General features: G+C 70.7%; 15 protein-coding genes. 10 read left to right on the forward strand and 5 right to left on the reverse strand.

The genetic code is table 11. The features are described from left to right. The first annotated feature begins 104 nt into the window (after positions 1 to 104). Entirely contained in the window at positions 105 to 1,043 is a 939-nt protein-coding gene (locus BSL84_RS17105; RefSeq protein ID WP_075970671.1) for an alpha/beta fold hydrolase, read from the forward strand. A 53-nt stretch (positions 1,044 to 1,096) separates the two neighbouring features. Here BSL84_RS17105 and BSL84_RS17110 read toward each other — a convergent pair whose 3' ends face one another. Next, the gene (locus tag BSL84_RS17110) at positions 1,097 to 1,945 is read right to left on the reverse strand and encodes an SDR family oxidoreductase (protein ID WP_075970672.1); all 849 of its coding nucleotides are present in this window, start codon (positions 1,943 to 1,945) and stop codon (positions 1,097 to 1,099) included. Positions 1,946 to 2,031: 86 nt separating this feature from the next. On the opposite strand from BSL84_RS17110, the gene BSL84_RS17115 reads away from it, so the two are divergent. Then, positions 2,032 to 2,649 (forward strand): TetR/AcrR family transcriptional regulator, encoded by a 618-nt coding sequence (locus tag BSL84_RS17115; RefSeq protein WP_075970673.1) that lies wholly within the window; start codon positions 2,032 to 2,034, stop codon positions 2,647 to 2,649. A gap of 99 nt (positions 2,650 to 2,748) precedes the next feature. Here the strand turns inward: BSL84_RS17115 and BSL84_RS17120 are convergent, their stop codons facing one another. Both BSL84_RS17120 and BSL84_RS17125 read right to left on the reverse strand, forming a co-directional pair. Continuing rightward, positions 2,749 to 2,970, reverse strand: a complete 222-nt coding sequence (locus tag BSL84_RS17120) for a hypothetical protein (RefSeq protein ID WP_045321631.1) — start codon at positions 2,968 to 2,970, stop codon at positions 2,749 to 2,751. 76 nt (positions 2,971 to 3,046) lie between these two features. Continuing rightward, positions 3,047 to 5,293: an N-6 DNA methylase gene (locus tag BSL84_RS17125; RefSeq protein ID WP_159393528.1), complete on the reverse strand. Its 2,247-nt coding sequence runs from the start codon at positions 5,291 to 5,293 to the stop codon at positions 3,047 to 3,049. A gap of 439 nt (positions 5,294 to 5,732) precedes the next feature. Between BSL84_RS17125 and BSL84_RS17130 the strand changes: the two genes are divergently transcribed. Together BSL84_RS17130 and BSL84_RS17135 are read left to right on the forward strand one after the other, a co-directional pair. Next, positions 5,733 to 6,047, forward strand: a complete 315-nt coding sequence (locus tag BSL84_RS17130; protein WP_052680516.1) for a hypothetical protein — start codon at positions 5,733 to 5,735, stop codon at positions 6,045 to 6,047. A 14-nt stretch (positions 6,048 to 6,061) separates the two neighbouring features. Next, the gene (locus BSL84_RS17135) at positions 6,062 to 6,739 is read left to right on the forward strand and encodes a restriction endonuclease (RefSeq protein WP_234308369.1); all 678 of its coding nucleotides are present in this window, start codon (positions 6,062 to 6,064) and stop codon (positions 6,737 to 6,739) included. A gap of 77 nt (positions 6,740 to 6,816) precedes the next feature. Here the strand turns inward: BSL84_RS17135 and BSL84_RS36135 are convergent, their stop codons facing one another. Both BSL84_RS36135 and BSL84_RS17140 read right to left on the reverse strand, forming a co-directional pair. After that, positions 6,817 to 6,993, reverse strand: coding sequence for a hypothetical protein (locus BSL84_RS36135; RefSeq protein ID WP_159393529.1), 177 nt, complete (start codon positions 6,991 to 6,993; stop codon positions 6,817 to 6,819). Between the two features lie 16 nt (positions 6,994 to 7,009). After that, positions 7,010 to 7,663: a TetR/AcrR family transcriptional regulator gene (locus BSL84_RS17140; protein ID WP_045321635.1), complete on the reverse strand. Its 654-nt coding sequence runs from the start codon at positions 7,661 to 7,663 to the stop codon at positions 7,010 to 7,012. Positions 7,664 to 7,769: 106 nt separating this feature from the next. On the opposite strand from BSL84_RS17140, the gene BSL84_RS17145 reads away from it, so the two are divergent. From BSL84_RS17145 to BSL84_RS17170, 6 genes are all read left to right on the forward strand, one after another. Further along, the gene (locus BSL84_RS17145; RefSeq protein ID WP_075970675.1) at positions 7,770 to 7,958 is read left to right on the forward strand and encodes a hypothetical protein; all 189 of its coding nucleotides are present in this window, start codon (positions 7,770 to 7,772) and stop codon (positions 7,956 to 7,958) included. 114 nt (positions 7,959 to 8,072) lie between these two features. Then, on the forward strand, positions 8,073 to 8,471 hold the full coding sequence (locus BSL84_RS17150; protein WP_075970676.1) for a VOC family protein: 399 nt from the start codon (positions 8,073 to 8,075) through the stop codon (positions 8,469 to 8,471). 288 nt (positions 8,472 to 8,759) lie between these two features. Continuing rightward, the gene (locus BSL84_RS17155) at positions 8,760 to 8,963 is read left to right on the forward strand and encodes a cold-shock protein (RefSeq protein WP_030036716.1); all 204 of its coding nucleotides are present in this window, start codon (positions 8,760 to 8,762) and stop codon (positions 8,961 to 8,963) included. 251 nt (positions 8,964 to 9,214) lie between these two features. Next, positions 9,215 to 10,732, forward strand: coding sequence for a DEAD/DEAH box helicase (locus BSL84_RS17160; RefSeq protein ID WP_075970677.1), 1,518 nt, complete (start codon positions 9,215 to 9,217; stop codon positions 10,730 to 10,732). Positions 10,733 to 10,778: 46 nt separating this feature from the next. Next, positions 10,779 to 11,162 carry a hypothetical protein gene (locus tag BSL84_RS17165; RefSeq protein WP_075972132.1) on the forward strand — a complete coding sequence of 128 codons (384 nt, stop codon included), beginning with the start codon at positions 10,779 to 10,781 and terminating at the stop codon, positions 11,160 to 11,162. A 763-nt stretch (positions 11,163 to 11,925) separates the two neighbouring features. Continuing rightward, the gene (locus BSL84_RS17170; protein WP_030036722.1) at positions 11,926 to 12,270 is read left to right on the forward strand and encodes a MerR family transcriptional regulator; all 345 of its coding nucleotides are present in this window, start codon (positions 11,926 to 11,928) and stop codon (positions 12,268 to 12,270) included. The last annotated feature ends 124 nt before the right edge of the window (positions 12,271 to 12,394 follow it).

A 12,394-nucleotide genomic window follows, 5' to 3' on the forward strand; every position in this document is an offset into this window, starting at 1 on the left:
CGATGGTGGGTCCGTTCCGGTACCGGACCGCTTGATGGTACCGCCGTACCACATCAATGGTACGGTCGTATCACGAAGACCGGATCTTCCCAGGAGGTGCCGCCGTGCCCGAGAACACCGCCCGCGTACGCCGCGATGTCGGCCGCTACGTCAACGACACTCTGCGCGACCGCTACTTCGCCGCCGAGGACGTGCTCCACGCGATGGGGGCACCCATCCGCTCCGAGACGGACGTCAAGACCAGCTTCGGCACCACCCACGTCTACCGGTACGGGCCCTCGGACCCCGCGGCCGAGTCCCGGACCCCGGTCGTCCTGATCCACGGCGCGGGCTTCTCCTCCGCCATGTGGTACCCCAACACCCCCGGGCTCAGCCTCGACCGGCCCGTCTACGCCCTCGACACCCCCGGCGACGCGAACCGCAGCATCCACCGCGAGCCCATGTGGCAGCCCGAGCGCGCCGCGCAGTGGATGGACGAGGCCCTTGACGCGCTCGGCCTCGACCGGGTCCACCTCGTCGGCTCCTCCTACGGCGGCTGGCTCGTCCTCAACCAGGCCCACCGGCGGCCCGGGCGGCTCGCCTCGGTCACCGCCCTCGACCCCGGCGGCCTGGAGAAGGTCGGCCTGCGCTTCTTCGTCTGGATCTTCATCAGCCTGTTCGCCACCTTCGCCCCGAAGGCGCTGCGGCCCCGGCTCGCCAGATGGCTGGACCAGCCCGTCCTCGCCATCCCCGAGATGCGCACGTGGATCCAGCTCGGCGCCCGCGCCTACCGGATCCGCCGCCCGGCCCCCCTGCCGCTGACCGAGGGCGAGCTGCGGACGATCCGGACCCCGCTCTACGTCATCCTGGGCAAGCACAGCCTGCTCGTGCACCCGAAGCGGCAGCTGGAACGCGTCCCCCGGCTGATCCCCGGAGCCCGCGCCGAGATCGTCGCCGCGACCGGCCACGGCCCCCAGATCGACCACCCCGACGTGGTCAACGCCCGGATGCTGTCCTTCATGGAGGACGTCGACTCCCTCGACCCCGCTGCGGCCGGCGCATAGGGACACGGCAGGGGAGAACGGCGCCGACGGGTCGGTGGTCGGCGCAGCCGGCGCTAGCGGAAGGCCGGCAGGTTGCGCGCGACCCAGTCGGCGAAGGGCCTGGCGGGACGGCCGAGGACGCTGTTCACGTCCCGGCTGATCTTCTGTTCCGCCGGCAGCGGGGCGCCGAGGATGTCCAGGGTTCCCCCGATCACCTCCTCGGGCATGAACTGCGCCATGTGGAGGTGGGCCTCCTCTCGGGACAGCTCCACGAAGGTCACCTCCTCACCGAGGGCTGCCGAGATCACCTCGGCCTGCCGGCGCGGGCTGATCACCTCGGGGCCCGTCAACTCGTACGTACGGCCCGCATGGCCGTCCTCACGCAACGCGGCCGCAGCGACCTCGGCGATGTCCGCCGGATCGACGACAGGCAGCGCCACATCACCGAACGGGGCGAAGACCGTGCGCTTCTCACGGACCGACTCGGCCCAGGCGAAGGCGTTGGAGGCGAAACCACCCGGGCGCAGGATGGTGAAGTCCGGTCCGGACGCGCGCACGGCGCGTTCGAACTCGCGCAGCCGGGCGTGGGAAGGAGCCTCGGGGCGGGTGGCATTGATCTGGGAGGAGAGGAGAACGACCCGCTCGACCCCCTCGCCCCGCGCAACGTCCAGCAGAACGCTCGGACTTTCGCCGTGACTGTTGAGCTCGCCGCCCAGCAGGATGAAAAGGGCGTCGGCGCCTTCGAGGACCGGCCGCATGCCGGCGGCGTTCCCGATGTCGGCCTGGGCGTACCGGACAGCGGACGGTGCCGCCGCCTCGGCCTGCGGGCGGCGCGATACGGCGGTGACCTCCTCGCCCGCCTCGGCAAGCACCCGTACCAGCGTCCGCCCGATGTTGCCGGTCGCACCCGTCACCACGATCATCCGATCCCCCGTGCATGTTGTTAGTTAGTTGACTGACTTGATTGGACGGTAACAGCCATCTGGGCAGGCTGTCTATAGTTGGTTGGGTGACTGACTCAGGTACGCCGCGGGCGCGCGCAGCCGACAAACGCCGGCGGCTGACGACTGCGGCAGCCCGGGTACTCCACGAGCAGGGCGTCGAACGCACCACCCTCGCCGACATCGCGCGCGTGGCCGACGTCCCCGTGGGAAACGTCTACTACTACTTCAAGACCAAGGACGATCTGGTACGGGCCGCGCTGTCCGAGCACAGCGAGCACCTGGGCGAACTCACCCGACAGCTCGACGAGTTGCCCGATCCCGTGGACCGCCTCAAGGCCCTGATCGAAGCCTGGGTGGGTCAGCGCGACATCGCCGCCCGCTACGGCTGCCCCACCGGAACCCTGGCCGTCGAACTGGACAAGCGCGCGGACGGCGCCCTCGACATGGAGGCCGGAGCGGTGATCCGGCAACTGTTGGACTGGGCCGGACACCAGTTCCGTGCCCTCGGCCTCCCCGACTCGGCCGACCTCGCCGTCACCCTCGTCTCCGCATATCAGGGCATGTCGCTTCTCGCCAACGCCCTGCGCGACCCGGACATCATGACCCGCGAGGGAACGCGCCTCCTCCGCTGGCTCGACTCCCTCGACACCGGGCCCCGACCCGGTCGGCCGGGCACCCCCTAAGCGCCTCCGCCCCGCGCCCCGGGGGCCGGCAGCCCCAGGGCGGGTACGCAGCCGTGTCACGTATGCCTGGATCGGGTGTTCGTCGACCGGCCGGGCGGGTCAGCCCAGTCGCTTGAGTTCGCGCACGGTGGCCGGCACAGCGAGCAGCAGACCGAACGTGGTCGCGAAGGCGCCTCCTCCGGCCAGAACGGCCTCGGTGGTGTCGGCGCCCGATCGAAGCACGAGTAGCACCACGACCAGGCCGGCCACCACGGACCAGGTCACGTACAGGGCAAGCCACAGTCGCCACGTGCGTCCGGGAGCGGCTGTCGTTTCGGACATGGAATCGATCCTTTCGGGGTTCACGAATGGAGGAAGGGCAGGACGGGTCGTGTGGAGATCGGCGGACGGCGGGCCGTCACCGCGGTGCGGCCGAGCCGTGCAGCAGGTGCTCGGCGAGTTCGGCCCGCAGCCGGCCGAGTGCCGAGGCGTAGGCCTCGTACGCCTCGGTGCGTCGGCCGAGGTCGCCGAGGAGTTCCACGCACCGGCGCTGCTGTGCGATGGGGGGAAAGCGCACCGGAAGATGCCCCAGGGCCTCGGACCTCAGCGACGGGGCTGCCGTGGCCGCGGCCCGGTTCGCCATCCACTCCCGTGCGTACCTGAGGCTGAGGTAGGCGTGGAGGTACAGGGGATCGATGTCGCCCCTCGGAAGTACCCGCAGGCGTGTGACGTTCGCGCTGAGCAGCCATCCCTCCTGTCGGGCGCCGACCAGAGCGGGTTGCTGCTGCGCACCCGTGCGCACGCAGACGATGTCGTTCACGTGCACCTCGAACTTCTTGAAGCGCTCGGCCGTCTGCCAGGACACCCGACGGCGAGGCTCGTCCACGATCCTTCCCCCGACGAGATCCTGCGGAAAGACGAGCGGAACGCCGGCGTCGCCCGTGCGCGCCGCTGCGGGAAGGCGGGTGTACGAAGGTCCGGGCTGGATTTCGCACAGATACCCGAGAGTCCGCTCTTCCCAGTGGTCAGGACCGGGACCGGGGCCGTAGCCGTACTCCGCTCCTGGAACCCGCTGCTCCAGCAGACGCACCCTGCCCCCGTGCGCCGCCGCGTCATCCTCCGCGTCGCGCAGGCGTACCGCGACGGGAGCGGCACCGTAGTGTCCGCCGCCGAGGTAGTCGCCGGGGTGCAGCGAATACTCCTCGGCGGCGATGTCCGTACGCAGCACGGCGGTGGCCGGGAGGTTTCGGTCGGCAGCGCGCAGCGCGTCCTCCCCCGCGTCCGGGTGGCCCGACCCGTCGAGCCAGGCACGAACCACCTTCGTGATCGCCGCACGATCCGTGGCACGAAGTACGCGCCGACGCCGGCTTTTCTCCCCCAGCTCCTGCGCATCGACGAACAGGACGTCTTCCCGTCTCGGATGTCCGACCCGCCGTAGCAGCCACAGGGAAACCGGCACGGGCGTCGCGGAGAACAGGTGTGGCGGCAGCGCGATGACACACTCGACGGCTCCCGTGCGGACGAGCGCACCGCGGATCTCGCGCTCGGCGGCGTTCACCGAGTTGCCCGCCTTCACCGGCATGACGACGGCTGCCCGACCGCCGGGTACCAGCGCTTGGAGGACGTACTGCACCCAGGCGAAGTTGTCGTTGCCCCGGGGCGGGGCGCCGTACGGCCAGTTCCCCGTTCGCCGGCCGGGACCGGGTACGTCGCTCATGTTGAACGGCGGATTCGTCAGCACGACGTCGGCATGGTGTTCCCGCAGCGGCGGCCACCGGTCGGACCGGTTGCTGCTCACCATCGGCCGTACCCCGAGGTGGAGGAGGTACAGGCTCGCGACCGACTGCAGACGCCCGTCCAGGGTCTCGCCGTACACGGTGCCGCCCACGTCCCCGACGTGCCGGTACGCGGCGGCCAGCATCTCCCCGCCCCGGGTGTATGGGTCGAAGACGGTGGCCTTCTTGCCCGGAGCCAGTGTCAGATCCGCCGCCAGTGCGGCCAGGCCCGCCGGGCTGCAGAACTCCGAGCTCTGCAGCCCTTCCCGTACGCTGAACGCCTCCCACACGAGCCGGAACGCGCCCTCGCCCGCACCGGCTGCCGTGTTCACAGCGGTGACGAGGTCCTCCCAACCACGCGGTTGGAGGTTCAGCAGACTGCCCCGCATGTCGGTACGGTCGCCGTACCGGCGCAGGGTGTTGCGGGCCATGTGGCCAAGGGTGCCGAGCAGACCCTTGACGTCCTGCGTTCTTTCGCCTGCCGCCATGACGTGCTCGATCCGCCGCCACTGTTCCGGCTCCGCGTGGCGCACGTACATCACGAAGAGGCAGAGGTTCACGAAGTCCGCCATCGGGGCCGGCCCCCGCACTCGATCTGCGAGACGGTCCATGAGCTGATCGACGGCTTTCCCGTCCTCGGCCTCGATCCGTGGGGAGAGGTTCCTCGCCGACTTCGTTGCCGTGCCCCGTCTTCCGTCGGCGCGTCCGAAGCGGTCGGCGTAGGTCGTGCCCGCCCGCTCCCCCTTCAGCAGGTGTCGAGGCCGAAGGCGGCGCATCCCCAGCCATCGGGCGACCTCGGCCTCCCGGAAGAGCTCCGTGTCGCCGGAGCGCACCGGGGCGGGGAAGTCCTCGTACCTCCGCGCCCAGTTCGACACGGCCGGACGGCTCACTTGTAGGCGCTGTGCGATCTGCGCACGGGTAAGCAGACCTGTCTGTGCGTCATGTACGGGCTCCACAGGGCTCCTTGACGTCGGGTCGGTTTCTTGTGCCGACGTGAGGACCGTATGGCGAAGGCCGCATGTGCGCCAAGTGCGCATTCACAGTGCTCATAGAGGCGCTTCGGGGCGAGCGGCAGTAGCCAGAGGCGCCTCAGGCTGGCATGCGAGGCGGGCAAATAGGGGAAATCCCTGATCAATCCCGGTGCATCCAACCGCCCGCTCGGACAGCCCTCTGTTTATCCGGGTTAACAGGATCGCAGGGGTGCACCAGTGCGCGCGATCACCCGACGTACACCAGTCGTGACGAATCGGTGACCTGTCGTCAGTGGCGGGTGCTTATATGGGGCGTTGCGCGGGGAGGCGCGACGCGACTGGTGAGGGGGAGGCAGCTGTGCCCTGGATCAAGGACTACGTGCGCTCGGACGGCACCCCGGTAAAGGGATACTTCCGGCTCCCGGCCGGTGCACGCCGCGAGACCACGCTGCTGGGTCTGTTCGTGGCAGGAGCATTCGTCCTCGGCAACGGCGGCACCACGGCAGGGGCAGGCCCCGGGACCGGGACGGGGACCGGCGAGGAGTTACCCCGACCGCGATCGACGGTGGTCTACCCGATCAAGTGGCCGGCTTGGGAGAAGCAGGCACAGCCGCATCCGACGCCCGCTGTCTCCTACCCCATCGTCTTCCCCAGCCCGGGCAGCGGACGGTGACCCGGCGGCCGCCCGTGAGGCGACGCAGGCGCAGCGGCACCCCGCGCCGCCGCAGGAACTCCGACTCCGAAGCGCTGGTCTTCCTCGGACTCGTCGGCCTGGTGGCCGTCAGCCTCGTCGCGGCGATCGTGAACTGGCTGGCCGCCCACCCCTGGGTCGTCGTCCTCCTGCTCCTGGCCGCAGTCGGCACAGGCGGCTTCTGGATACGGCGACGTCAGGAGGCAGCCCGCTGGGAACGGGTGCGCGCCCAGGGCCTGCGCTACGCCGTCGAGCACCTCGACAGCCTCCACCACAACGACTTCGAGTTCGCCGTACGGGACCTCATGCACCGCGACGGTTGCACCGACGCCCAGAAGGTAGGCGGACGCGGCGACAACGGCGCCGACGTGAAGGCCACCGATCCCTACGGCCGGCGCTGGGTGATCCAGTGCAAGCACCGCAGGGCCGGTTGGTCCGGATCCGCGGTAGGCACCCCCGACCTCCAGGTACTCAACGGCACCGGCCGCCAGATCCACGGCGGCGACGTCCTGGTCATGCTCACCAACGGCCGCTTCTCCGGCCCCGCCCTCGACTTCGCGAGGTCCCAGCACCTCCACCTCGTCGACCGCCACCTCCTCGCCCAATGGGCCAGCGGCTCGCGCCCCCTCTGGGAACTTCTTCGCGCCGTCCCGCCACCGCGAAAGCCCATGTGACCGCGCGTACGGAGATGTCCCGCGCCGTCGCCGAGTTGGCCGGGCTCTACGGCGCCGCCTGAAGCACGGCGGGACGGTCAGCCGCGGACGGCGCCTCGGCGGCGGCCGAAGGCGAAGTGCAGGCCGAGCAGGGCGCCGACGGCGGCCGCGACGCCGGCCACCGCCGCACCCGACCCGACGGCGGCGGCGGCGGCGGCGGCGGCGGCGGTGACACGATCGCCGCCGCCGGGTAGGCCGCCGGGCCCGCCCTTCACCCGCCTCGCCGCCGGGTCAGGCTGTGGCGTAGTCGGCGAGTGAGGGTTCCAGCAGGCCGAAGGCGGTGTCCGCCTCCGCGGCGACGGTGGCGGAGATCCGGGCGTTGTCCTGGCCGGCGAGGGTGAGTTCCTGGATGCGCTGGAACAGGGTGCGGTGCACGGCGCCGAGCAGGGCGGCGGCGGCGCGGGGGGTGATGTCGCCGCGCGGGGTGCCGGTGGCGTCGGCCAGGGCGTCTGCCAGTGCCGTCTCCCGCAGGTCGTGCAGATCGCGCAGGCGGGCGGAGAGGGTGGGGCTGTCGTCGATCATGCGGGCGAAGTCGGGGCCTGAGAACCCGGCGACCGGGTCGGCGTCCGCGGCCGCGTCGGCGAAGGCGCGGCGCAGGGCCGCGAGGGCCGATTCGCCGGACCCGCGGCCGGTCACCGTGGCGGCGAGCGAGCCGGTGAAGGCGTCCTGGTGGTCCAGGGCCAGGTCCTCCTTGTGTGGGAAGTAGTTGGTGACCGTCTTCTTCGCGACCCGCGCGGCGGCGGCGATCTCGGCGATGGTGGTCCGCTCGAACCCCTGGGTGAGGAACAGGCCGGTGGCGACGTCGGAGATGAGCTGCCGGGTCTCCTGCTTCTTCGATTCCCGCAGGCCAGGAGCGGGCACGGGCGCGGTGGCGTGAGTAGTCATGGAGCAATCTTACATCCGTAGCATTTTTATGTTGACACCTTCGCCATGCTCGAACTAACTTTACGTCCGTCGCAAGTTTTCTCCGGACCGAAGAACGGATGCCTCCATGCCCGGTCGTCACCCCTTCGCCCTTCCGCTCACGCCCCTCAAGGCCGACACGGCCCTCACCTCGCCGGCCAACCGGGCCCCGGTTCCGCCCGCCAGCCACCGCCGCGCGGGCCACCCGGTCCCGCAGCCCGCACGGCGGGTCCCCCCGCAGAGCAACCGCAATCTGCCACGCCGCTCCGGCTACTGACGCGCCCCCGCGGCCGGACCACCCGCCGCGGCACCGGACCACCGGACCACCGGACCGCCCCAGCACCGCGGCCCCCGTACCTCCGTCGCCCGAAGACCCACGAGGAGAAGCACCTTGCAGATCACCGCGTCCACCGTCTCGCTCACCGTCGACGACGTCGCCGCCTCCCAGCGGTTCTTCACCGCCCACCTCGGCTACACCGAGCAGGCCGCGGCCGAGGGCTTCGCCTCCCTGTCGCGCGACGACGCGGCCATCGACGTCGTCCTGCTCGCGCGGGGCACCGAGGTGCTGCCGGCCGACCAGCGCGACCGGCGCGCCTCCGGGCTGATCCTCGCCTTCACCGCCACCGGCATCGAGGGCGAGGAGGCGCGCCTGCGCGCCGAGGGCGTCGAGATCACCATGCCGCTGCGCGAGGAGCCTTGGGGCGAGCGCCTCTTCCAGGTCACCGACCCCAACGGCGTGATCGTCCAGTTCGTCGAATGGGTCACCCCGCCCGCCTCCGAGAACGCCTGACACCGAATGAATACCTGTGTTCGCGGCCTGAGGATTTGACCGCTGCGGCGGCGAGGCTTTTTGTCGGCACCACGCAGGGGAAAATACTGGGCGCCCACATTGCGTGAATGCGTGCTACTGTCGAAGTCAGTTGCAGTTTTGGTACCCGTAAAACTTCAAGCGCCTCCGGTCGGTACACGCCGCACGGAAGCGCTTTATTTCCGGTCATTTTCCGGGCAGGGCATCATCGCGGCGACACGGCGTCCGTACGGTACGGACGCCGGCGTACTGCCCCAAAGGAGACATGACATGGCTACTGGCACTGTGAAGTGGTTCAACGCGGAAAAGGGCTTCGGCTTCATCGAGCAGGACGGTGGCGGCGCCGATGTGTTCGCCCACTTCTCGAACATCGCCGCCCAGGGCTTCCGCGAGCTGCAGGAAGGCCAGAAGGTCAGCTTCGACATCGCGCAGGGTCAGAAGGGCCCGACGGCCGAGAACATCGTCACCGCCTGACGCTGACGCACGACTCGTAGCTGGGGCCCGCATCCCTCGGGGTGCGGGCCCCAGCTGCGCGCATTTCACACCTTCTCATCTGCGCCTGAGCGGCCGATGACTTTTCCTTCCGCCCACTCGCGCACAGGCGGTTCTCCGTCCGAGCACATCCGCTCGCTTTCGCATTTCATTCGGCCCGTGCCTGCGATTCCCCGTGACGTCCATCCGCTGCGGGAATTCCTTGATACGCGTCGTATCAAGGAAGGTTCTGCATGAACCCCGCACGCACGAACGATCGCTCCCCCCGTGCCCGCCGCAGCGGCGGCAGCCGCGGGTACGGCGCCCCCGCCGCCTCGGGTCGCTCCGCACGCTCCGGACGCGCCGGGTCGTCCGCCCCTGACCGCTCGGGCGGCTACGGCTCGCGTTCCGCAGGGCCGCGCGGAGAGTTCGCCCTGCCGAAGACGATCACCCCGGCACTGCCCCCCGCCGAGGCGTTCGCCGACCTCGACATGCCCGGCGAGCTCCTGGCCGCGCTCACCGCGCAGGGCGTGTCCGTGCCGTTCCCGATCCAGGGAGCGACCCTGCCCAACTCCCTCGCGGGCCGTGACGTCCTCGGCCGCGGCCGGACCGGCTCCGGCAAGACCCTCGCCTTCGGCCTGGCCCTGCTGGCCAGGACGGCCGGTCGGCGTGCCGAGCCGCGGGGCCCGCTGGCCCTGGTCCTGGTCCCCACCCGGGAACTCGCCCAGCAGGTCACCGACGCCCTTACCCCCTACGCCCGCGCCGTGCGGCTGCGTCTGGCCACCGTCGTAGGCGGGATGCCGATCGGCAGGCAGGCGGCCGCGCTGCGCGGCGGTGCGGAAGTCGTCGTGGCCACGCCCGGCCGCCTCAAGGACCTCATCGACCGCGGTGACTGCCGACTGGACCAGGTCGCCACCACCGTCCTCGACGAGGCCGACCAGATGGCCGACATGGGCTTCATGCCGCAGGTCACCGCGCTCCTGAGCCAGGTCCGCCCCGAGGGTCAGCGGATGTTGTTCTCCGCGACCCTGGACCGCAACGTCGACCTCCTGGTCCGCCGCTACCTCACCGACCCCGTCGTCCACTCCGTCGACCCGTCCAAGGGCGCGGTCACCACGATGGAGCACCACGTCCTGCATGTGCACGGCGCCGACAAGCAGCGGCTGACGACGGAGATCGCGGCGCGCGACGGCCGAGTGATCATGTTCCTGGACACCAAGCACGCCGTGGACCGCCTCACCGAGGAACTCCTCAACAGCGGTGTCCGGGCCGCCGCCCTCCACGGCGGCAAGTCGCAGCCGCAGCGCACCCGCACCCTCGCCCGCTTCAAGACCGGGCACGTCACCGCGCTCGTCGCCACGAACGTCGCCGCGCGCGGCATCCACGTCGACAACCTCGACCTCGTCGTCAACGTGGACCCGCCGACCGACCACAAGGACTACCTCCACCGCGGCGGCCGTACGGCGCGAGCCGGCGAGTCCGGCAGTGTCGTCACCCTGGTCACCGGCAACCAGCGCCGTGGGATGACCCGGCTCATGCAGGACGCCGGCATCGTGCCGCAGACCACTCAGGTCCGCTCGGGCGAGGAAGCACTGCGCAGGATCACCGGTGCCCAGGCCCCGTCGGGCGTCCCCGTGACGATCACCGCCCCGCCGGCGGAGCAGCGCAGGGGAGGCACGGCATCCCGCGGTCGACGCGGTTCCGGCTCCGGTTCCGCTTCCGCTGCCCGGCGTGCGGGCGGGCGACGGTCCACGGTCGGGAGGGCGGCCTGAGCGCCGCATGATCCGGAAGCTGACCCATCTCCTCAGGAGGCACGTTGTGACGTTGGTCCAGATGCAGCCCCGCTCGGCCCAGGCCGCCCCCGCGCTCAGGCCGGTGGAGGACGGGGACGCCATGGAGCCGGCAGAACTCCAGGTCTGCGACGACATGACCGTCGAGGTGGCGCTGGCCGTCATGGCGGGCGCCCGCAGCGCCCATCTCCTCGTCTGCGACGGCGACGGCGAGGGCCACGACGGCGAGGGCCTTGCCGCCTGCCGCGTCACCCTGGCCCGGCTCACCGCCGTCCGCCAGAGCCCGGCCTACACGGACCGGCTCCGGCTGCGCGACCTCTCCGGCGAGGGCGAGCCGCCCACCCCGGTCACCGCTCTCGCGGCCGGAAGGGCCATCCGCCTGCGTCGGCTCGGCGTTCCGGCGACTGTCTGACCCCCGACCCGCGAGCGAACGTGAGCTGACCGCGGTCAGCCGAGAGGGCCCGACCGGCACACGCCGGTCGGGCCCTCTCGCGTACCCGTGGGAGGGCGGGCGAGGGGGCTCCCGGAGAGGCGTTCGCCGAGGCCGATTACCTTTCCATCCGACACTCGAAAATCTATGTCGGCCGGAGTAGACATTGGGCGGTGGCCTGGGTATGGTTTCTCACGTACCCCAGAGAGACAGCAGGGCCTGGCAGAGACGAACTGCCGGCAAGCAGTACCAGCAGTGAAGAGAAATCGCAGTACGCAGGACGGTACGGCGGTGGAGTTCCGGAGCCGGGTTTTCGCAGCAGGATGGCGACGGGACTGACGGCCGGACCGGGTGGCCCGCAGTGATCAGGGGCCACCGAGAGCGGGACCGCGGGCATGACGGATGCGGACCCGCGACGGCAGTACGCAGTACACGGCAGTACCAGCAGTGAAGTCAGTGAGCAGTACCCCATGGTAGGGAAATCACGAGGATAGAACGGAGGAACGCGGCGCCATCAGGATCGCCCGGTCGGAAGCTTCGCGACCGGGTACCGCAGGACATCGATAGCGAGGTGGTCTCCGGTCAGGCAACCGCGATCCCCGCGCATCCGACAGCCACTGGGTCGGGTCCGCGGACACAGAAAGCCGGCGCAGTATCAGGGCCGGCAGGTGGTGTAGTAGTTCCTTCGGGGCCCTGGTGCCGTACGGCGCCAGGGCCCCTCGACGCGTTTCACAGAGAGGTGCAAATGACAGCAGACGACTCGTACGGGCGACTCGACGACGACGACTACCCCGCCTACACCATGGGCAGGGCCGCCGAGATGATCGGCAGCACCCAGGGCTTCCTGCGCGCCATCGGCGAAGCGCGCCTCATCACCCCGCTCCGCTCCGCGGGCGGCCACCGCCGCTACTCCCGCTACCAGCTGCGCATCGCCGCACGCGCCCGGGAACTCGTCGACCAGGGCACTCCCATCGAAGCCGCCTGCCGCATCATCATCCTTGAGGACCAGCTCGAAGAGGCCCAGCGCCTCAACGCCGAATACCGCCGCGCCGCGGAATCCGGCACGCCGCCCGCCCCGGACCGTCTGTGACGAAAGTCTGACGTCGCCCGGATCCCCCTGGCGGTCCGCACCCCCGCGGTGGTCGACTCAAGGGGTGACGACAGACGACCCCGACGACACCGAGGGCGCCCCCGTAGGGCGCCGTCTGGTGCTC

Source organism: Streptomyces sp. TN58, assembly GCF_001941845.1.
GTDB lineage: Bacteria > Actinomycetota > Actinomycetes > Streptomycetales > Streptomycetaceae > Streptomyces.

Coding starts and splice junctions, on each gene's coding strand:
- BSL84_RS17110 (WP_075970672.1), bottom strand. CDS start 1,945: ATGATCGTGGTGACGGGTGCGACCGGCAACATCGGGCGGACGCTGGTA.
- BSL84_RS17155 (WP_030036716.1), top strand. CDS start 8,760: ATGGCTACTGGCACTGTGAAGTGGTTCAACGCGGAAAAGGGCTTCGGC.
- BSL84_RS17140 (WP_045321635.1), bottom strand. CDS start 7,663: ATGACTACTCACGCCACCGCGCCCGTGCCCGCTCCTGGCCTGCGGGAA.
- BSL84_RS17160 (WP_075970677.1), top strand. CDS start 9,215: ATGAACCCCGCACGCACGAACGATCGCTCCCCCCGTGCCCGCCGCAGC.
- BSL84_RS17145 (WP_075970675.1), top strand. CDS start 7,770: ATGCCCGGTCGTCACCCCTTCGCCCTTCCGCTCACGCCCCTCAAGGCC.
- BSL84_RS17170 (WP_030036722.1), top strand. CDS start 11,926: ATGACAGCAGACGACTCGTACGGGCGACTCGACGACGACGACTACCCC.
- BSL84_RS17120 (WP_045321631.1), bottom strand. CDS start 2,970: ATGTCCGAAACGACAGCCGCTCCCGGACGCACGTGGCGACTGTGGCTT.